We start from the raw sequence: 21,174 nt of genomic DNA on the forward strand, positions 1-21,174 counted from the left end.
AAAAAGGGGAATGTCAAAAAGAGGTGACGAGAGCGCAAAGTTTGGAAGCAGACTGGGTTTTGTTCTGGCAAGTGTCGGATCAGCAGTAGGAATGGGAAATATATGGATGTTTCCTTATCGTGTTGGGCAATATGGCGGAGCTGCATTTTTAATTATTTATTTTTTATTTATAGTATTATTTGGAATGGTTGGATTATCGGGAGAATTTGCCCTGGGGCGTCTCACCGGTACCGGACCCGTTGGTGCATATGACTATGCATTAAAATCCAGAGGAAAAAAGGGCGGTAAAATACTGGGCAGTATTCCCCTTCTGGGATCTCTGGGTATCGCAACCGGTTATGCCGTTATTGTAGGATGGGTGCTGCGCTACCTGTTTGGGGCGGTAACCGGAAGTTTTTTAAATACAGAGTCAGAACAGTATTTTAGTGAGATCACGGGAACCCTTGGAAGTATTCCATGGCATACCGTTGTAATCTGTATCACCGTCATTATCTTAATTGGCGGGGTATTAAAAGGCATAGAAAAAGTAAACCGGATTATCATGCCTGCATTTTTTATTTTATTTGCGATTGTGGCAATACGTGTTTTTTTCCTTCCGGGATCTATGGAAGGGTACCGATATCTGCTGATTCCCAAGTGGGAGAAGCTTCTGGATCCTATGACCTGGGTGATGGCCATGGGGCAGGCATTTTTCTCATTGTCAATTACCGGTTCCGGAATGATTATATATGGAAGTTATTTAAGCAGAAAAGAAGATATACCAAAGGCATCCATGCAGACGGCTCTTTTAGATACCTGTGCAGCTCTGCTTGCGGGATTTGCAATCATTCCGGCAGTATTTGCATTTGGAATGAATCCAAGTTCCGGACCGCCGCTGATGTTTATCACTCTGCCGAAGGTATTTGCCCAGATGCCGGCGGGAAGACTGATTGCTGTATTATTCTTCATTTCCGTTTTATTTGCCGGAATTACATCTCTGGTTAATATGTTTGAGGTATGTGCAGAAGCGGTAATGAAGCAGCTGAAAATGAAAAGAACGGCAGCAATCCTGATTGTGGGAGCCATTGCTCTTGCAGTTGGTTTATTTGTAGAAAACGAAGCATATCTTGGTACGTGGATGGATATCATTACGATTTATGTTGTTCCATTTGGAGCAGTGATGTGCGCAATTATTATTTATTGGGTACTTGGGACCAAGAAGATTGACGAAGAATTAAATTTGGGACGAAAGAAGCCGGTGGGTAAAATTTTTGATTTTACTGCGAAATATGTTTATATTTTTCTGGCTGTCCTGGTACTGATTTTAAGTGTTGTATACAAAGGAATCGGTTAAGCATGAAAGTCAATTTTAAATATAAGCTCTAAAAGGATACCGTAAGAGAAATCGGCAATGTCACCTGAAACGTGAAACTACTGGGAAACAATTGAAATGGAGGAATCTTATGGAAAATAGTACGGTATATTATGATGGACATAGTTTAAAAAGTAAGGAAATTGCAAAGATGTTTCAAGAAAGAAACGAGGGTGTACTGCTTGTAGAGGCATCTTCTGTTACAGAATCCATCGTTTATGAAGAGAATAAAACAGTCGGGTTTATATTTGCAAGTGTAAAGGGGCACCTGCCGGATTGCATTAAGCAGATGCTGGGCCGCCTGGTGGTTGATAAACAGGCATATATTTACGCATTTGTCGTAGGCGGGAATCATGAAATCAGAGTTATCAAAGAAATGAATGAAATCCTGAAACACCGCGGCATGAAGCTTGCCAGTGCCTATGCGGAATACATTCTTCAGAGAATATCGGCAAATGAAGTAAAGCAGCTGGAAAAAATTGAAGAAGATGTAAAAAGCCAGCGAAGGCTGTTGGATGAATTTCATGACCAGATGGCAAAGGCAAATAAAGATGATGTGAAAAAGCAGTTAAAAAGAGATATCAGGGACTATATCAAGTTTAAGATTAAAAAGAAATTTTAAAAATACCGGGCCCGCCGCGCTGTTGCGGCCGGACCCGGTATTTGGGGGAGGATAAGTATTAATTTTCTCTTTTGTAGATGTTAGTAGTATGAGCAGAAATTTGGTTTCTATACAATTTTTTTATAAAAAATAAAATTCTTTTGAAAAATAATCAAAAGTGTTATATACTATACGTGTTATGATTACGAATATGAAACAAAGGATGGATTAGATATGGGATTATTACAGGATTGGAGAGACGTAGCATACTCTCAGGAAACAGATAAGAAGCAGCTTCAGAAGTTTTGGACTGATTATTTTTTAATTGAAAAAGGAATCTATGAGAAATTATTGGCTAATCCGGAAGAAGTGGTAAAAGGTACCGTTAAGGATTTGGCTGAGAAGTTTGAAATTCCGGTAATGACAATGGTAGGCTTTCTGGATGGAATTGATGAAAGTTTGAAAGTGAAGAATCCAATTGAAGAAATGGATGAGAACACTGAGGTAAACTTAGGTTTTGATAAAGAGCTTCTTTACAAAAATATGGTAGACGCAAAGGCTGACTGGTTATACGAGCTGCCTATGTGGGATGAAATCTTCGATGAAGAGAAAAAGAAAGTGCTGTATAGAGAAGCAAAGAAAGCAAATACGATTGTCAAAGGCAAGAAGATTGGAAGAAATGATCCATGTCCTTGCGGAAGTGGTAAGAAATATAAAAAATGCTGCGGTAAAAACGCATAATAAAAACCGGGTGAAAGCGAGTAAGCTTTTCATCCGGTTTTGGAGTATCCGGCTGCATTTACCCTGTAGTTATGGGATGCCGGTTGTTTCGGATGAATAGATTAGGATAGAATCGAAAGGAGAAGCACAGCTGTTGAGGCCGCTGTGTTTCTCCTTTTTTTATGGCCGGTATTGAAGCCGGTATTGTTCCGGAGTCATGTGTTCATATTTTTTGAAGATACGGAAAAAATATTTTACATTATCATATCCGGATGCTTTGGCGATCTGATACATCTTTTTGTCCGTTTCAGAGAGCATTTGTTTAGCTCTGGCGATCCGTATGGTGTTCAGGCAGTGTACAAAGGTCTCTCCGGTACGTTGTTTGAATAAATGGCTGCAATAACTGCGGTTCAGGTAAAAAAGTGAGGACAGGAATTCTATAGTCAGATTATTCTGGTAGTGGCGCTCCATGTAAATCTTCATCTTTTCTATGATATCATCTGTGGCATATATATTATCTGCTTTAAAAAGGGAGGCGATATTCTGGTAAAACTGCTGGTAGTAATCTTTTATTTCCGGCAGGCTGAACATATTGTTGAGAATATTCTGCATACTGCTATTAGCGGAGGACGGGTTGATCTGGTCAAAGTAGGTACTCATCATATAGCGTGTCTGGTCAGCCAGTGAAAAACAGAATACTTTTATATCATAGAGACTGCAGTCAGGTATTGTAAGAAAATAATTAAAAAGTTCTTCTAAAAGCGCTTCTGTCTGGGGAATCATTCCGGCTTCGATACGGAATAAAAATTCTTCTGTTTTATCCCAGGTAATAATAATCGGTTCCCGTTTCCTGTTCAAGGGGAAAAAAGCCGTTGAGCTGCCGGCTACAGTTTTTGTATTCAGAGCGGTTACCGTTTCCAGGAAAGCAGTATTCAGTTCCAGAAGAGAATGGTGTGTCCGGCTGCATCCGAATAAAACAGTTATTTGTGAAGAATATAAAGTGTTGTTTAGCTGCTGGATCAGCTGCCTGCACATTTCCTCAGAGCTTAAGACGGAATGTTCCGGTTTGAACAAGATAAAAAATCCCAGGTTCTGGTTGGTTGTGTGTTCCAGCAATAATGCCAGGTCTCCAAAAGAATTATCGGACAGGAAAGCCTCCAGCATAGTAAAATCAAGGGCGGTCTGAGAATAGACCGTGACCATAACCAGGTGGTGGATCTGGTTAATGAAGTTCAGGCGTTTGGAAGTAATGGAGAAATCAGAGGTATGGTAACCCATAATCATATTTTGCAGCATTTGTATATCGTATTTATAACGGGCCTGTTCTTTTTTCTCATCTGAGGAAACGAGACGGTTTTGTATGGATTGATGGTCGTTCAGCTGCTTTACGGCGTTCATGACAGCCTCGGTCAGGGCTTCCTTGCCAAAGGGTTTTAGCAGATAGTCAACAGCCTGGGCGGCAATGGCATGCTTCATATATTCGAAGTCCTTATAACCACTGATGACAATTGCTTTTATATGAGGGAATCTTTGGGTAAGCAGTGTTAAAAAAGCTGTTCCGTCCATAAGGGGCATTTTCATATCGGTTATCACGATATCCGGATCCATGGACTCAATCAGTGAGAGAGCCTCCTCGCCATTAGAGGCCTCGCCGGTACATAAAACCGTATCCCGGATCGAAGATAATTTCTTGATAATTCCTTTGCGGATCAGTGATTCATCATCAATTACAATATAAGTGTACATAGAATCCTCCTAACAGTTTAGTTTGGGGAGCTTAATCAGTATGGAAGTTCCCTCGTTCTTTTGACTCTGGATCTTAAGTCCGTATTCATCTCCGTAATATAACTGTATCCGGGTGTGAATATTTTTAATACCGATACTTTGTTTGTTCCGGTGCCCCAGCTCCGTGAATTCAGCTTTCTGCTTTAAAACCAGGTTTAGCTGTTCAAGTTGTGGCTCATCCATACCAATCCCATCATCACTGACTGTAAAATAAATGAAGGAAGATTCCGTCCAGCAGTCAATGCGGATAAAACTCCCGTACTGGCAATAATCCAGGCCATGGTAAAAGGCATTTTCCACCAGAGGCTGTAGAATCAGCTTAAGAACCTGAAATTTGAGTATTGCTTCCGGAATATTTATGATCATACGAAAACGGTTTTCGAAGCGGATCTGCTGAATTGAAATATAATTCTGGACGTGCTTCAGCTCTTCCTCAATCGTAACCAGTTCACACTGTGTTTTAATACTGTAGCGGAACATGTCTCCCAGGGCAAGTGACATGGTTGCAATACTTTCCACTTCCTCCAGTTCCGCAATGCTGTTGATGGATTCCAGTGTATTGTAAAGAAAATGGGAATTAATCTGAGCTTCCAGGGATTTCATCTGAGAGTCCAGAGAGATTAATTTGTTTTGTAATTCTTTTTCTATGTATTCGCTCAATGTCTCGATCATGTGATTATACTCATTGTACAGGATCCCAATCTCATCGTTTCTGTTCAGGTAGTGGGAAGCGGTAAGAAGCTTCTGGTTTTTGGAGTCAGCCATCTTGCTGCTCAGGTAGGTGACCGGCCGGGACAGTGAGTAGGAAAAAAAGAAGGATAGTATGATAAAAACACCTGCGCAAATACCTGCAATTGTCAGGATCATTACTCTAGTCGCATCAAACTCTTTATAAAGAGATTCATAATTTACGGTGAAAATCAGCTGCAGATTGTCAGAAGGAAATTCTTTAATCAATGTATGGCTGTTTTTCGGTGTAAAGCTTTCTTCCGATGAAGCAGGATCGCTATAGACCACGTTATTGGTGTCTGATTTAACGGTAATCATTGATGTTTCATTCAGCGTATTTACCTTAGAAAAATCAAAAACAGCCGGGGAGCAGTCGATCAGAAGAACACCCAGAAATTTCTTGGAATATCCGTCATAAAGGGCTTTGGAAAAGGAAATGGAGGGTCTGCTGTTAATCAGAAAATCTTTCTTGGATATCCCGTCTATATAAAAGGAGCCTTCCAGACCTATCGTTTTTTCGTACCAGTCTTCCTTTCGTGGATCATAACCGGGGAATACATCAATATTACTGTTTAATCCATAACCCAGGGTAGGACCACTGGGCGTAAAGACAAATATACCGTTTATGAATTCGCTGCTATAGGTTATATTTTTCATAATGAAATGTATGTTCTGATTACTTTGGAATATGTCGTAAGTAGAATAACCTTCGGAATCTCCGGCATATTTTCGAAGTTCTTTATTTAAAGATATCTGATCAGATTCGCTGTGGAAATTGAAGAGATCTCCGATATGTTCCAGTGATTTGAGGTTTGTCTCCAGCTCTTCTCCGGATTTTTCAAATATGTTTTCAGTAATGCTGGTGATCTGTTTGTCAATCAGTTTGGTATACCGGGTATAAGTAAATGTGGTAATAAAGATAACCGGTATTATGGATATCAGAAGAAATATGATAAGAAACTTATGCTTTAGTTTCATTCCGCTCCCCTTTCCTTTATATAACGATATTAAATGTTGAAGTTTGTCAGATATGGTCTTTTGAAAAGAAGTATATCACAAATTATGTTCAGGGTAATGATAATTTTGTCATATTACCTGGAAAAAATTTTGAATAACAAAAGAACGAAAGAATCTCGATAATAGAGAAAAATTGATCCAACAAATGTGCACCATTACTTTGAACAAATGTATACCGGCAATATGGTATGATAAAACCATGAAAAAAGTTATTCATAGGAGGAAAACAAAATGAAAATGAAAAGATTTTTAGCTTTAGCCCTGACGGGAAGCATGATAGCCCTTTCCTTAGCGGGCTGCAAAGACACCAAAAAAGCAGAAAGCAGTGAGGGGGCAGAGACCGCCACCGTAAAGCAGGAGGAGAGCAAAGCATCGGGGGATAAGACCGTAATCACTATGATGTATTCCGGTACACCCGCTGATCCGGATTTCGAAACAGAAATTTTACCGGGGCTTGTGGAAAAGGAATTCCCCAATATAAAACTGGAAGTTACAAAGCTGCCGGATGACCAGTACTACACAGCTTTGAAGACGAAGCTGGCATCGGGAGAGTGTCCGGACATTATTCTTGTGCACCCTAAGTATGCGGGAGCAAATGGGGTAATCAATCTGGCAAAGGCGGGATATCTGGAACCGCTGACAGATCTGAAAGTGCTGGATAAGGTAGGAGAGGGAGCAAGAGATGCATTCACCTATGATGGAGAAATCTATGGAGTAGGTTCCAACGTATCTATGCTGGGAACTTATTTCAACAAAGATATGTTTGAAAAACACAATCTGGAGATCCCCAAGAACTGGGATGAATTTTTGAATTGCTGCAAGGTTCTGAAAGAAGCAGGGATTCAGCCAATTGTCATGGGCGATAAGGATATGTATGTGATGCAGTTTGGTCTCTATCAGATTGCAGCCAGCAAAGTATATGCCAAGAACCTCAAGTTTGATGACCAGCTCCGAACCGGAGAAACGAAGTTTACGGATAAGGACACCTGGGATGAAGTAATATCTATGTATAAGACGCTGTATGATGAGGGCTATATTGACAGCTCATCACTTGGACTGAGCGCGCAGCAGGCAATCCAGAAATTTGTGGACGGGGAGGCTGCTATGACATTTGACCATAATGGAGACAAAAAATCCTTGTGTGCAAAAGGTGCAGTCGATTTTGAACGGGGATACTTCCCACTGCCGGGAAACAGCGCGGATGAGGAACTCTGGGCATCAATGTCTATCGGAGCTACGCCGGCTATTTATTCCGGTTCCAAACACATAGAAGAGAGTAAAGCGATTCTGGAAAAATGGTTTGATGGAGAGTCTGAGATCTGGAAGAGCATGGTGGATATGGGGAATATTGTAGTTACTTATGGTTATGGATCTGAAAATGTGGATGAGTTCTGGAAACCGTTTATGGATTTGTATAATGAAGGAAAGTCCTCTTATTGGTGCAACCAGGGCTGGCCATCGGGAACCGAAAACGAGATGGAAGCATTGTTCTCTGAAGCGATCGGCGGACAAGGGACTACGGTAGATGATATTGTAAATGGAATGCAGGCGAAATTTGAGGAACTATATACAGAGTAATAAGCTGATTGAGATGCGGCAGAATTCCGGAGGGAGCCTGTAAAGCCTCCCTCTGGCTTGCCGGAAAGGATAATTATGAAGAAAGCAAAACGAAAAACCCTTGTATTTCCCAACCGGATGTATGTATTTGTGATTCCGGCACTGATCTTGTTTGTGATCTTTTGGATCGTACCGGTACTTCAGCTATTTTACTATAGTGTAACAAACTTTAATGGAATTAATAGCGATTATGATTACGTGGGATTTAAAAACTATCTGACTTTGCTGAAAGATGGTTCTATGATAAATGCAATTAAGAACACGTTGATTTATGCAGTTGTGGTAGTTGTTCTGAATAATCTGCTGGGACTGGTGATTGCCATGGCACTGAACGTAAAACTTAAGGGAAAAGCATTATTCCGGACGGTATCCTATATTCCGGCACTGTTTAGTGCCATCGTGGTAGGTTTTATCTGGTCATATGTTTACATGCCGGATTCAGGTATGATTGCATCAGTAATGAAGGCAGTCGGATTAGACGGATCATCCTTTAATGTACTGGGCAATTATAAGACAGCCTTATATGCCATTGCTATGGTTGAAGTATGGAAAGGCTTCGGCTCTACCATGATTATTTATCTTGCGGGACTGCAGACGGTAGATGACAGCCTTCTGGAGGCCGGTAAAATAGACGGGTGTTCGGAATGGCAGCTGATTCGAAAAATTAAGCTACCGCTGATCTCGGCAACAGTCACTATCAATGTAATTCTGGCTGTAATCGGTGGTCTGAAAGCTTTTGATTATTCTTTTATCATGACAAATGGAGGACCGGGAAAATCAACCAATACCCTGATGTTTTCCATCTATAAAATTGCGTTTAATGATCAGATGATGGGAAAAGCCAGTGCATTCTCTGTGGCTGCATTTGCGGTCATCATCCTGATTACCGTGTTCATGCTGTTCTACATGAATAAAAGGGAGGTGGAATTATGATGGGAAGAAGGAGAAAAACATATAAAGAAGTGGAAGCAAAGGTTAAACTTTCACCGATGGTTTTCATTCTCTATATTATGCTGACCTTATTTTGCTGCCTTATTATTTTCCCTCTTTTAATCGTATTGTCCAGTTCTCTTAGAAGTCCCGACAATATGATTTCACCTTTGCTTTTATTTCAGGAGTTTTCGTTAGACAGCTATATAAATGCTTTTACAAAGATGAAGTATCCCAAGCAGCTGCTGAACAGCATTATGACAACAGGGGGATCAGTGTTTCTGGTTGTAATGTTTTCCACAATGGCGGCATATCCAATTTCCAGGATTAAACAAAAGACCAGCCGGTTCTTGTATTACTTCTTTATAGCAGGCTTAATTATACCATCCCAGATGGTCATCGTTCCAATTGCCCAGATGTTCGGACGCTTATCGCTGCCTAACACCAGGTTTACGCCAATGATCATGTTTATCACCTGCAGCCTTCCATTCTCTATTTTCTTACTGACGGGTTTTATGAAAGGGGTTCCTGTTGAAATTGAGGAATCTGCTTATATCGATGGATGCGGTCTGTGGAAACGTTTCATAAGTGTAGTTTTCCCTTTGCTAAAACCGGCTGTTGTATCGGTTGTGATCACACAGGGTATGTGGATTTGGAACGATTATTTTTATCCAATGATTTTCATATCCAAATCGGATCAGTACTCCCTGCCGGTAGGAATGATACAGTTTCTGGGAGATCGTGAAAACCCGGCACAGTGGAATACCCTGTTTGCAGCCTGCGTGCTGTGTGCGCTCCCGCTGATCCTTTTATTTGCAGTGCTGCAAAAGCAGTTTATCAATGGAATAGCAGCCGGAGCAGTTAAAGGCTGAGTACAGGTTTTTATATTTAAATAAAATACTGATTTGTAAGCAGGCAGCTTCCGTTAAACCAGATTCAGTTTGGCTTTAACGGGGGCTGCTTTTTGCGTGAAAGAACCCATCTTGCTGTATAAATATGAAAAATTTAAGAAATGTTTAAAATATATGGCGTATTGGTCAGATTGACAGACCTTGTAAAATACAGTAAACTGAAGAAGATATCGTAAATAATTATAGAAAATAATCATAAATAAAAGGAGGTATAAAAAACAATGCAGATTTTATGGTTGATTTTAGGAGCAGCATCATTGCTATATTTTGTGATTTTAGTCAGCGTAGGAATGGATTTTTCAATTATATGGCTTTGTGGAGCGGCCGTGTTTTTTGGACTTGCCTTTTTCAGTCATTATTATAAAACCCATCCGGGTGTACATCTTTTTCCCTCGTGGTGCAAAGTGATTTTTGGCGGGGTATTGGCAGTGGGACTATTTGTGTTCTTGCTTGTGGAAATATTTATTTTTACCGGCATGTTTCAGCATGGTGAAAAGAATCTGGACTACGTGGTGATTCTGGGAGCCCAGGTGAAAGGGGAAGTACCCAGTAAAGCATTGACATTGCGTCTGGAAGCAGCAGCAGAATACTTGAAAGAAAATACGGACAGCAAGGCCGTTCTTTCCGGCGGAAAGGGTCCGGGGGAAAATATCACCGAGGCAGAGGCAATGAGACGGTACCTGTCAGCTGAGGGAATCGAAGAAAGCCGGCTTATTTTGGAAGATAAATCTACCAGCACGGAAGAAAATTTAAAATACAGTGCACAGGTAATTGGAAGTAAAGATGCCAAAGTCGGTATTGTAACAAATAATTTCCATGTGTTTCGTGCAATGCAGCTGGGGGAGAAACAGGGATATACAAATCTGTCCGGAATTGCGGCGGCTTCCGATCCAAGATTTCAAGTCCATTATCTGTTGCGGGAATTTTTTGCTTTGGTAAAAGAAAAACTGGTTGGAAATATTTAAATTAATTTCAGGTGTTGACAAATGAAGCTTAAATGCTATAATCAAGGGTAGATAATGTTAATACGTTGAAGAGAAGAGTAAAATGCGGAATAACCCAGAGAGGGATTGGTGCTGGAAATATCCTGTTAGGAAACATTTGAAAACTGCCTCTGAGTGACCCTAATCCGGTCCGGTGATCCCGTTATCATCAAAATGAAGTGGTTTCTTAGAAACAATCAGGGTGGAACCGCGAGTAAGAATACTCGTCCCTGGATCGTACCGGCAGGTATGGTCCAGGGACTTTTTGCGTGGAAATACAATCCCTGTACAAAAGTAAATCTGTGTAAATGATACTGTATATCTGGTATGCAGTAAGAAAGCCTGCGTGATACATGTTGTTAAAGCTGAAATAAAAAAGAAAGGTAACCACATTTTAATTTGTGGCGTGCTGCAGAAAAGCCTGCAGCATGTAATGGGTAGTAAAATGATTATTACATTAAAAGATGGATCAAAAAAAGAATATGAAGAAAGTAAATCCGTACATGATATCGCTTTGGATATCAGTGAAGGACTGGCAAGAATGGCATGTGCCGGAGAAGTAAATGGAGAGGTTGTGGATCTGCGTACAGTCGTAGACCGGGATTGTGAACTCTCTATATTAACTGCAAATGATGAAAAGGGATTGGCGGCGCTGCGCCATACCACGTCCCATGTGCTGGCAGAGGCTGTAAAGCGCCTTTATCCGGAAGCAAAACTGGCAATTGGGCCATCTATTGACACCGGTTTTTATTATGACTTTGATCATGAGCCATTCTCCAGAGATGACCTTGATAATATTGAAAAAGAAATGAAGAAAATCATCAAAGAAGGAGCAAAGCTTGAGAAATTCACTTTGCCAAGAGCAGAAGCGATTCAGTTTATGGAAGAAAAAGGTGAGCCTTACAAAGTAGAATTAATCCGGGATCTTCCGGAAGATTCAATTATCTCTTTTTATCGTCAGGGAGATTTTACAGATCTCTGTGCAGGACCTCATTTAATGAGCACAAAGTCTATCAAAGCATTTAAACTGACGTCTTCTTCCGGTGCATATTGGAGAGGAAACGAAAAAAATAAAATGCTTGCACGTATTTACGGAACAGCATTTGCGAAAAAAGATGAATTAAATGCATATCTGTTACAGATGGAAGAAGCAAAAAAACGTGACCATAATAAACTGGGCCGTGAAATGGAACTTTTCACTACGGTAGACGTAATTGGTCAGGGTTTGCCCCTTATTATGCCTAAGGGAGTAACCATCATCCAGACATTGCAGAGATGGATCGAAGATGAAGAAGAAAAAAGAGGCTATGTGAGAACGAAAACGCCATTAATGGCAAAAAGTGATCTGTATAAGATTTCCGGTCACTGGGATCACTATAAAGATGGTATGTTTGTTCTGGGAGACGAGGAAAAGGACGACGAAGTATTTGCACTTCGTCCGATGACCTGTCCATTCCAGTATTATGTATATAAAGCAAGCCAGAAGAGCTATCGTGATCTGCCGCTGCGTTATGGCGAAACCTCTACATTATTCAGGAATGAGGAATCCGGAGAAATGCATGGACTTACCAGAGTACGTCAGTTTACCATTTCTGAAGGACATTTAATCATGACTCCGGAGCAGATACACGAAGAGTTCAAAGGATGTGTAAATCTGGCACTGTATTGCCTTAAAACTCTGGGATTGGAAAATGATGTAACATACCGTTTGTCCAAATGGGATCCAAATAATACAGAAAAATATATTGGAGATGCAGCATATTGGGAAGAATCCCAGGGTGTAATGCGTGAAATGCTATTAGAGCTGGGACTTCCATTTGTAGAAGCCGATGGAGAAGCAGCATTCTACGGACCAAAACTGGATATCCAGGCGAAAAATGTCTATGGAAAAGAAGATACCATGATTACGATTCAGTTAGATTTTGCATTGGCTGAGCAGTTCGATATGTATTATGTAGATAAAGACGGCGAAAAGAAACGGCCGTTTATTATCCACAGAACAAGCATGGGCTGCTATGAAAGGACACTTGCATGGCTGATTGAAAAATATGCAGGAAAATTCCCTACATGGCTGTGTCCGGAACAAGTACGTGTACTCCCGATTTCTGAAAAATATCATGATTACGCAAAAAAAGTGGAAGACCAGTTGAAATTAAACGGTATCCGCTGTACAACAGATGAACGTTCCGAAAAGATTGGTTATAAAATCCGTGAAGCCCGTCTGGACAAAGTGCCTTATATGCTGGTAGTAGGTGCGAAAGAAGAAGAAGACGGCGTAGTTTCTGTAAGAAGCAGATTTAAAGGGGATGAAGGGCAAAAAGCCCTGGATACTTTTATAGATGATATCTGTAAAGAGATCCGTACAAAAGAAATCCGTAAAATCGAAGTGGAAGATTGATCACGCTCTAAAATAATAACGAATAAAAAATCTAAAAAGGCAGATACTATCCCAAATAAATCAAAGGAGGTAGTATCATGCCATTATTAGTATGTTCCGCTCAAAGTTGTGTCTATAACGATGCAGAGTGTTGCTGCAAAGGTGATATCCAGGTTGGTGGAGACCATGCAGAAAAATGCCAGGAAACATGTTGTTCCAGTTTCAGGGAAAGAAAAGGTGACAATGCCAGAAGTTCCATGGGAACTCCATGTCAGAAGATTGATGTAGACTGTGAAGCACGTAACTGCACATTCAATGAATCCTGTAAATGCAGTGCAGATAAGATCGGTATAGCCGGTGCAGCTGCAAAGCATTGCGACCAGACAGAATGCGCAAGCTTCGAAGAAAAATAATTTGTGAAGTATAAGGAAAAGCGGCTCGGAAGTTAGAGCTGCTTTTCTGATGTACGTGTTAAAATAATAAATTAATAGTTGACAATAAATTTTGAATGTGGTAAAGTAAATAAGGTTACAAGAAATCAAAGTAGAGTATCCACTCTCACCGTAGCACAGAGGTGACTATCGGTTAATATGTTACATAGGAACGTTCTATGGGAATATTATGTGGATAGTCTATCTATCCACTTTTTTTATGCGGATAATTAGCAGCGAAGTGGTATTTATTTCAAGCATTTTATGGAGGTGCAAGACAATTAGCGAATTAATGATTAACGAGCAAATCAGAGACAGAGAGATCCGTTTGATTGGTGAAAACGGAGAACAATTAGGTGTTATGCCTACAAAAGAGGCAATGAGACTGGCTAAAGAAGCAGAATTAGACCTGGTTAAAATCGCTCCGACAGCGAAACCGCCTGTTTGTAAGATTATCGATTACGGAAAGTATCGTTACGAACTGGTGAGAAAAGAAAAAGAAGCGAAGAAAAAGCAAAAGGTTATTGATGTAAAGGAAGTTCGTTTATCGCCAAATATCGATGTAAATGACTTGAATACAAAAGTAAGTGCTGCCAGAAAGTTTATTCAAAAAGGCAACAAAGTAAAGGTAACACTTCGTTTTAGAGGTAGAGAAATGGCACATATCCAGAGCAGCAGGCATATTCTGGATGATTTTGCAAAAGAACTTGAAGACATTGCAGTAGTGGATAAGCCGGCCAAAATGGAAGGCAGAAGCATTATGATGTTTTTAACTGAAAAACGTAGTTAAGAATTTTTTAGTTAAAATAGATAAGTCTAAATATAAGGAGGAACATATACAATGCCAAAGATCAAAACAAGCAGAGCAGCTGCGAAACGTTTCAAAAAAACAGGTACAGGTAAATTAAAAAGAAATAAAGCTTATAAGCGCCATATCTTAACCAAAAAATCTGCCAAGAGAAAAAGAAACTTAAGAAAAGCAATCATCACAGATGCTACAAATTTCAAAAACATGAAGAAGATTTTACCTTATTTATAAGAGTAGGCGAAGGAGGAAATAAGACATGGCAAGAATTAAAGGCGGAATGAACGCTAAAAAAAGACATAATAGAACATTAAAGCTGGCAAAAGGTTACAGAGGTGCCAGATCTAAACAGTATAAAGTAGCAAAACAGTCCGTAATGAGAGCATTGACAAGCTCTTATGCAGGAAGAAAAGAAAGAAAACGTCAGTTCAGACAGTTATGGATCGCTCGTATCAACGCAGCAGCTAGAATCAACGGATTATCCTACAGCAAATTTATGTATGGATTAAAACTTGCTGAAGTTGAAATGAATAGAAAAATCTTAGCTGATATGGCTGTTAATGATGCAGAAGGTTTTGCAACACTTGCAGAGCTGGCTAAATCTAAATTGGCATAATAGTGTTTTAGATACCCCGGGGATACTTAATCTTCGGGGAATTTTGTCGTAAAAAGACGATCGAATTCTTTGAAAAAGTGCGAAAACCCTCTTGACATATTTCATATAAGGTTTATAATATGATTTGTATTCCTCGATAGCTCAATGGTAGAGCATTCGGCTGTTAACCGAAGGGTTGTTGGTTCGAGCCCAACTCGGGGAGTTTTTACTGCTTATTTTCTGAGTAAGAGAATTTCATAATGAAGATTATTTGCGGAAGCCTAAACATTTTATGTGGTTGGCTTCCGTTTTTTGTACGATAAATAGTGGTGGACAGGCCGTAATCAGATCTAATTACAACCTGTTTTCCGGCTAAAAAACCGAAAGATTTACAAAAGAAGATAAAATATTACCACAAATCGATAAAAATTTCTATTTTAAATACAAAATAAGATTGGTAAAATAAGATTAAGAAGAAATAATACAGAATAGAAAAATAGAACACAAAATAAAGCACAAAATAAAGCACAAAATAAAACACAGACAGGAGGGCATCAGATGTACAGTCACGAAATTGATTCATATCTGCGAAGCAGAAACTGGGAGCTGAATCCCATAGAGTATATGAATATTATAAATGTTAATGCAAATCCTGAATTGGATCACATTACTTATAATCATAAAGATAATGACTACAAAGTATGGACAAAGAATGGTTATGCATGGACAATTAAAGTAATACCGTCGTAAAAAAATCAAATTCAATTAAGAAATCCTGAAGACTGGCTTACAATCACTGTCTTCAGGATTTTTTGCGATTAATATGAAAATTTAATTCTTTCTGTGATTAAGTATAAAAAAATATGTCTATCATATTATTATAAATAGAGAAGTGTATTCTTACAGGGGGATTGTCATATGGGTCTGGAGATATTGATGGGATTCGGGTTGTTTTTTGCCGGAATGGCGAGCGGCGTTTTTGTAATAGCCTTATGTCAGGTATCCGGTAATTCAAAAGACAAAGATCAGGAAGATCGGGAGCAAATAGAATATTTGCGTAAATACAACAGTAAATAAGATTCTTGGATACTATATGAGAAAGAAAGCCGTATTAGCACAGATAAAGGCTCTAAAGTGGTGCCGGGGGGCTCCTGACAGGTAGGGAAACAAAAGAAAAAGGAAATATCATATTCTGCCCTGTTGGGGGAAGTGTATATCTTCTTCCGGCAGGGTCATTTTATAACAAGAAAATTTTTGGATTATAACACAAATTTCTATATTTAGATTATTGCGAATTTTGTATAAATATGTTAATATACAAATTATATTAGCGGAAGCTGGTATATTTCACAACTCGTTCAGTCTGGTAAAACCCCACGACGTTACCAGTCTGACTCCCTCAAAAATAAAAAAGTAATGTGGCTGCCGTACATCTTAAGGATTCACGGCAGCCACATTATTATTATTCCTCTTCCGAGTGTTCGTATGCAACGATGGCAATTTGTTTATTTAACTTATTACTGATAGTGCTTTCTAATGCATCAATATCACTTTTGCAGGATTCATTAATATCTGCAAACTTATAATCATTTTTATTAGTATTTTTAGTTTCCATAATACACACTCCTTTTTTGAGATAGTATTTCGTAATTTATAGTTTATTATGCATGGGAAAAAATGGACAGAAAAAAAGTAAAAAAGGTCCATAAAAAGAGGGAGGCCAGTACTGTTAACAGTACTGGCAGAGTTATGAAAAAGATTTTATATAAACCAATAATAGGATAGTTGTTTGTCGAAGTCCAGCGGCAGCTCACATAACAAGGTGTTAGGTAAAACCGCTGTTCTTCATTTGATATATTTAGTATACCGAAGATTTGTGTCCGAAGTGTGGCAGAGAAATAAATGATTTATAAAAAAGCTTTAGATTGTATTAAGAAATTGGTAGGGAAATATGAAATAGATAGAGTCTGGTTCTCATAAATATTTTTTGCTTATGCTGATGATACCCATTAATTTTTACGGATTTCAACCTGATAAATCGGACTGGGTGGTCATGGTTGGCTCGTGGCTGCGATATTTTTTTATATCTCTGAACGGAGGGAGAGCCCTGTACTGTGAGTACAGGGCTGAGTTATGAAAAAGTTTATGTTAACCAATATTGTTTGGATAATTGTTAGTCGAAGTCCAACGGCAGTCCACGATAGGTAAGCTAATTTATTTATGTTGTGAAACCGCTGTCCTTCATTTGATGATATTAGTATATCGAATATTTGTGTCAAGATTATGACGTGGGAATAAAGCATTTCTAAAAAAGCTTGTGATTCTATTAAGAAAATTATATGGAAAATGAAAAGATTGGGTTATGTAGCCCGCTATGTGCCCTTCATCCTGGACCAATCTCCCACAAACTAATCTCGTAACCTGAGAGGGGGGAGTAAAAAATAGCACAGTTTGATTGAACAAAAAAAGAATACCCAATAAATTAGGTATTCTTCTCAAAATTAACTATGCGGGAGATGGGACTTGAACCCACACGTACATGCATACACAAGATCCTTAGTCTTGCCTGTCTGCCAATTCCAGCACTCCCGCCTATGTAGTTATATCCGCTGTGATGTGTTTCTCTCAGCTGCGAACAGATAGAATTATAGCATTGGTAGGAACAGATGTCAACACTAAAATCGAAAAAAGTTGAAAATTTTTTATTTGTATAAATTTTTGAAAAAATTTAAAATTCTTGTTGACAAGCGGTTACAAATATTGTATTATATAGCATGTAAGTTGCGCAAGTAACTACATAGAACGCGGAAGTGGCGGAATTGGCAGACGCGCAGGCTTCAGGTGCCTGTGGTAGCAATATCGTGTGGGTTCAAGTCCCATCTTCCGCATCAAAGAAATATTAGTTTTTTATATAAGAGTAGTCTTCTGAAAAGAGGGCTATTTTTTGTTTTACGTATTATTGAAAAGTATGGGGGTACCATATACTTGATCAATACACTGGGGATAGATTTGTTATGTCCGATAGGAACGGAAGAACGTATTCTATGAAATTTGTAATGCATAATCGATAGGAACTGCAACTTATAATATGACGGTTTCTGCTTCTGAGTCCGGTTTGGGAATCTTATAAGCTGATGGTTCGGTGATACGTTTTAGCAAATGAGGAACTGCATGACTGGTTAATAAATACAGAAGGGGCATGGCCTCGTGGAGTTTGCCCTCAAAATACGCTCCTTTATAAATGGAATTCATGCCCATAAAGTAGAAAAAAACCACATAATACGACACTATAACAGAAAAAAGATGCAAATATACCATTTTGCATCTTTTTTTGCGCCTAATTTTGAAGGAGTTTACAATTGATAATTCGATAGATAAATGATATACTTATGGATAAGTTAAATTGATAAATAAAGAAGAATGATTGAATTTAGAATGGAGAACAGGATGAAGAAGCTAGACGATTATGTAAGAAGTATCCCGGATTTTCCGGAACCAGGAGTTATTTTCAGAGATGTTACCAGTATTTTGCAGGATGCAGACGGATTGAAGCTTGCAATTGATTCCATGCAGGAATTAATTGGAGATATACCGGTAGATGTAATTGTTGGAACAGAATCCAGAGGATTCATTTTTGGAATGCCCCTGGCATATAATTTGCATACTTCCTTTGTACCTGTGAGGAAAAAGGGGAAATTGCCCTGTGAGACAATTTCTGAGGAATATGACCTGGAGTATGGCAGTGCCGAAATTGAAATTCACAAGGATGCGGTTAAGCCTGGACAGAAGGTTGTTATTATTGATGATTTAATTGCTACAGGCGGAACTATAGAAGCCAGCGTGAAGCTGATTGAAAGTCTGGGCGGAGAAGTAGTCAAGATTGTATTTTTAATGGAACTTGCAGGGCTGAAAGGCAGAGAACGTCTGAAAGGCTATGATGTTCAGTCTGTGCTCTGCTATGAGGGTATATAGACGCAAAACAGCAGCGAATATAACAATTAGAAGATGGTGATATGAATGCCAATGAATGGGACGATTAAAAATGAAAAATTAGATAAGATTAAAAAGGCGGATGCCATTATAAAGGGCATGGCTGATTTTACGAGCCCGGATATCCTGTATGATGAGCTGATCAGCAGTGTTAGAAAATATCATCCGTCTACCGATATCTCGATGATCGAAAAGGCGTATCATCTTGCGAATGATGCCCATCAGGATCAGAAGAGGAAATCAGGAGAACCATATATTATCCATCCTTTAAGTGTTGCAATCATACTTGCGGATCTGGAACTGGATAAAGAAACCATTGTAGCAGGACTTCTGCACGATGTGGTGGAAGACACGGTTCTGACTTCCGATGAGGTACGCAGGGAATTTGGTGCAGAGGTGGAACTTCTGGTGGATGGCGTAACCAAACTGGGGCAGTTGTCCTATTCAGCAGATAAAGTTGAAGTTCAGGCGGAGAACCTGCGTAAAATGTTTTTGGCAATGGCGAAAGACATTCGGGTTATATTAATTAAACTGGCGGACAGACTGCATAACATGCGGACTTTGAAGTATATGAAGCCGGAAAAGCAGAAGGAAAAAGCAAGGGAAACCATGGATATTTATGCACCCATTGCCCAACGGCTTGGTATTTCCAAGATTAAAGTGGAGCTGGATGATCTTTCTTTAAAATATCTGGAGCCTGAAGTGTACTATGACCTTGTGGAAAAAGTTTCACTGCGTAAAACGGAGCGGGAGCAGTTCGTGCAGAGTATTGTCGATGAAGTCAGCCTCCATGTAGAAAGTGCCGGGATTAGGGCGCAGATTGATGGAAGGGTGAAACATTTCTTTAGTATCTATAAGAAAATGGTCAATCAGCAGAAGACGATTGAACAGATCTATGATTTGTTTGCAGTTCGGATAATTGTGGACACAGTGAAGGATTGTTATGCAGCTCTCGGGGTAATTCACGAGATGTATAAACCGATTCCGGGGCGTTTTAAGGATTACATTGCGATGCCTAAGCCCAACATGTACCAATCCCTGCATACCACCTTGATTGGCCCCAGCGGTCAGCCTTTTGAAATTCAGATCCGTACATTTGAAATGCACCGGACAGCAGAATTTGGTATTGCTGCCCATTGGAAATACAAGGAAAGCTCCGACGGTAAAAAAGGAGTGGCTGAGCAGGAAGAAGAAAAATTAAGCTGGCTGCGTCAGATTCTGGAATGGCAGCGTGATATGTCTGACAATAAAGAATTCATGAGCCTGTTAAAAAGTGATTTGGATTTGTTTGCCGAGAATGTATACTGCTTCACACCTGCGGGAGATGTGAAGAACCTTCCAAATGGTTCAACACCAATTGATTTTGCTTACAGTATCCACAGTGCAGTTGGGAACAAAATGATTGGTGCAAGAGTAAATGGCAAGCTTGTGAATATCGATTACGTGATTCAAAACGGAGACCGTATTGAGATTGTGACTTCACAAAATTCCAGAGGTCCAAGCCGTGACTGGCTGGGGATTGTAAAAAGTACTCAGGCAAAGAACAAGATTAACCAATGGTTTAAGAATGAACTGAAAGAAGATAATATTATTAAAGGCAAGGAAATGTTTGCACAGTATTGCAAATCCAAAGCAATTGTACAAAGCGACATTACAAAGCCGGCATATATGGAAAGTGTGATGCGTAAATATGGTTTCCGGGACTGGGAATCTGTATTGGCGGCCATCGGCCATGGCGGACTGAAAGAGGGCCAGGTGGTGAACAAACTTCTGGAGGAGTATCAGAAGCAGCATAAGAAGCAGATCACGGATGAAAATATTATTGAAGCAGCAGAATCAAAAGAAAAAGTCCGCATTGCCAGAACGAAAAGCGGCATTGTCGTAAAAGGCATTCATGATGTTGCTGTACGTTTTTCCAAATGCTGCAGCCCTGTACCGGGAGATGAAATCGTTGGATTTGTTACTAGAGGAAGAGGTGTGTCAATTCACAGGACAGATTGTGTAAATATTATTAATCTGGGTGGAGAAGACAGGGTACGTCTTATTGATGCTGAATGGCAGGAGCCGGAGGAAACCGGATCTAATGGACTTTATACTGCAGAGATTAAGATCTACGGTAATAACAGAACCGGACTTCTGGTAGATATATCCAGGATTTTTACCGAACGTAAGATTGATGTTACCAGTGTAAATTCCAGAACAAGCAAACAGGGAACGGCAACCATTGCCATGAGCTTTGATGTGCCGGGACGGGAAGTTCTAAACAGTCTTATTGAAAAAATCAGACAGGTGGAAAGCGTGATTGATATTGAACGTACCACCGGATAAGGAG

The 21,174-nt window shown here is 39.6% G+C and carries 19 protein-coding genes, 3 tRNA genes and 1 other annotated feature; of the genes, 18 read left to right on the top strand and 4 right to left on the bottom strand.

The genetic code is table 11. The annotated features are described in order from the left end of the window. The first annotated feature begins 10 nt into the window (after positions 1-10). The 3 genes from CD03_RS0110380 (at position 11) to CD03_RS0110390 (ending at position 2,693) form a co-directional block, all read left to right on the top strand. Positions 11-1,333, top strand: a complete 1,323-nt coding sequence (locus CD03_RS0110380) for a sodium-dependent transporter (RefSeq protein ID WP_027293574.1) — start codon at positions 11-13, stop codon at positions 1,331-1,333. Positions 1,334-1,442: 109 nt separating this feature from the next. Further along, a complete protein-coding gene (locus tag CD03_RS0110385; protein WP_027293575.1) occupies positions 1,443-1,973 on the top strand; it encodes a hypothetical protein in 531 nt (176 codons plus the stop codon). A gap of 213 nt (positions 1,974-2,186) precedes the next feature. Continuing rightward, a complete protein-coding gene (locus CD03_RS0110390) occupies positions 2,187-2,693 on the top strand; it encodes an SEC-C metal-binding domain-containing protein (protein WP_027293576.1) in 507 nt (168 codons plus the stop codon). Positions 2,694-2,852: 159 nt separating this feature from the next. Here the strand turns inward: CD03_RS0110390 and CD03_RS0110395 are convergent, their stop codons facing one another. Both CD03_RS0110395 and CD03_RS0110400 read right to left on the bottom strand, forming a co-directional pair. Beyond that, entirely contained in the window at positions 2,853-4,418 is a 1,566-nt protein-coding gene (locus tag CD03_RS0110395; RefSeq protein WP_027293577.1) for a response regulator transcription factor, read from the bottom strand. Between the two features lie 9 nt (positions 4,419-4,427). Then, positions 4,428-6,164 (bottom strand): sensor histidine kinase, encoded by a 1,737-nt coding sequence (locus tag CD03_RS0110400; RefSeq protein ID WP_027293578.1) that lies wholly within the window; start codon positions 6,162-6,164, stop codon positions 4,428-4,430. 270 nt (positions 6,165-6,434) lie between these two features. Here CD03_RS0110400 and CD03_RS0110405 point away from each other — a divergent pair, with 270 nt between their 5' ends. From CD03_RS0110405 to CD03_RS37775, 12 genes are all read left to right on the top strand, one after another. Further along, entirely contained in the window at positions 6,435-7,781 is a 1,347-nt protein-coding gene (locus CD03_RS0110405; RefSeq protein ID WP_027293579.1) for an ABC transporter substrate-binding protein, read from the top strand. 75 nt (positions 7,782-7,856) lie between these two features. Continuing rightward, on the top strand, positions 7,857-8,753 hold the full coding sequence (locus CD03_RS0110410; protein ID WP_044289294.1) for a carbohydrate ABC transporter permease: 897 nt from the start codon (positions 7,857-7,859) through the stop codon (positions 8,751-8,753). Further along, a complete protein-coding gene (locus CD03_RS0110415; protein ID WP_138002413.1) occupies positions 8,750-9,622 on the top strand; it encodes a carbohydrate ABC transporter permease in 873 nt (290 codons plus the stop codon). Before CD03_RS0110410 ends, CD03_RS0110415 begins: the two co-directional genes overlap by 4 nt. 260 nt (positions 9,623-9,882) lie before the next feature. Next, positions 9,883-10,626 (top strand): YdcF family protein, encoded by a 744-nt coding sequence (locus CD03_RS0110420; RefSeq protein WP_027293582.1) that lies wholly within the window; start codon positions 9,883-9,885, stop codon positions 10,624-10,626. A gap of 56 nt (positions 10,627-10,682) precedes the next feature. Next, positions 10,683-10,879 (top strand) — a binding site (T-box leader). A gap of 210 nt (positions 10,880-11,089) precedes the next feature. After that, positions 11,090-13,042: a threonine--tRNA ligase gene (thrS, locus tag CD03_RS0110425; protein WP_027293583.1), complete on the top strand. Its 1,953-nt coding sequence runs from the start codon at positions 11,090-11,092 to the stop codon at positions 13,040-13,042. 77 nt (positions 13,043-13,119) lie between these two features. Then, a complete protein-coding gene (locus CD03_RS0110430) occupies positions 13,120-13,434 on the top strand; it encodes a DUF1540 domain-containing protein (RefSeq protein ID WP_027293584.1) in 315 nt (104 codons plus the stop codon). Positions 13,435-13,744: 310 nt separating this feature from the next. Continuing rightward, positions 13,745-14,242, top strand: coding sequence for a translation initiation factor IF-3 (gene infC / locus CD03_RS0110435; RefSeq protein WP_027293585.1), 498 nt, complete (start codon positions 13,745-13,747; stop codon positions 14,240-14,242). 51 nt (positions 14,243-14,293) lie between these two features. Beyond that, positions 14,294-14,491, top strand: a complete 198-nt coding sequence (rpmI, locus tag CD03_RS0110440; protein WP_027293586.1) for a 50S ribosomal protein L35 — start codon at positions 14,294-14,296, stop codon at positions 14,489-14,491. A gap of 25 nt (positions 14,492-14,516) precedes the next feature. Next, entirely contained in the window at positions 14,517-14,873 is a 357-nt protein-coding gene (gene rplT, locus CD03_RS0110445; RefSeq protein ID WP_027293587.1) for a 50S ribosomal protein L20, read from the top strand. Between the two features lie 130 nt (positions 14,874-15,003). Next, a tRNA-Asn gene (locus tag CD03_RS0110450) sits at positions 15,004-15,075 on the top strand. 335 nt (positions 15,076-15,410) lie between these two features. After that, positions 15,411-15,602 (top strand): hypothetical protein, encoded by a 192-nt coding sequence (locus CD03_RS0110455; RefSeq protein WP_027293588.1) that lies wholly within the window; start codon positions 15,411-15,413, stop codon positions 15,600-15,602. Positions 15,603-15,770: 168 nt separating this feature from the next. Further along, positions 15,771-15,929, top strand: coding sequence for a hypothetical protein (locus CD03_RS37775; RefSeq protein WP_156042854.1), 159 nt, complete (start codon positions 15,771-15,773; stop codon positions 15,927-15,929). A gap of 385 nt (positions 15,930-16,314) precedes the next feature. Here CD03_RS37775 and CD03_RS37780 read toward each other — a convergent pair whose 3' ends face one another. Then, the gene (locus CD03_RS37780) at positions 16,315-16,467 is read right to left on the bottom strand and encodes a hypothetical protein (protein WP_156042856.1); all 153 of its coding nucleotides are present in this window, start codon (positions 16,465-16,467) and stop codon (positions 16,315-16,317) included. 893 nt (positions 16,468-17,360) lie between these two features. Further along, positions 17,361-17,444 (bottom strand) — tRNA-Leu (locus tag CD03_RS0110475). Positions 17,445-17,656: 212 nt separating this feature from the next. On the opposite strand from CD03_RS0110475, the gene CD03_RS0110480 reads away from it, so the two are divergent. The 3 genes from CD03_RS0110480 to CD03_RS0110490 all read left to right on the top strand — a co-directional run bounded on the left by CD03_RS0110480 (position 17,657) and on the right by CD03_RS0110490 (position 21,170). After that, positions 17,657-17,740: transfer RNA gene (locus CD03_RS0110480), tRNA-Leu, on the top strand. 559 nt (positions 17,741-18,299) lie between these two features. Further along, the gene (locus CD03_RS0110485) at positions 18,300-18,824 is read left to right on the top strand and encodes an adenine phosphoribosyltransferase (protein WP_027293589.1); all 525 of its coding nucleotides are present in this window, start codon (positions 18,300-18,302) and stop codon (positions 18,822-18,824) included. 45 nt (positions 18,825-18,869) lie between these two features. Further along, positions 18,870-21,170, top strand: coding sequence for a RelA/SpoT family protein (locus CD03_RS0110490; protein ID WP_027293590.1), 2,301 nt, complete (start codon positions 18,870-18,872; stop codon positions 21,168-21,170). The last annotated feature ends 4 nt before the right edge of the window (positions 21,171-21,174 follow it).

This window comes from Robinsoniella sp. KNHs210 (assembly GCF_000686105.1).
In the GTDB taxonomy this organism is placed as follows: Bacteria; Bacillota; Clostridia; order Lachnospirales; family Lachnospiraceae; genus Robinsoniella; species Robinsoniella peoriensis.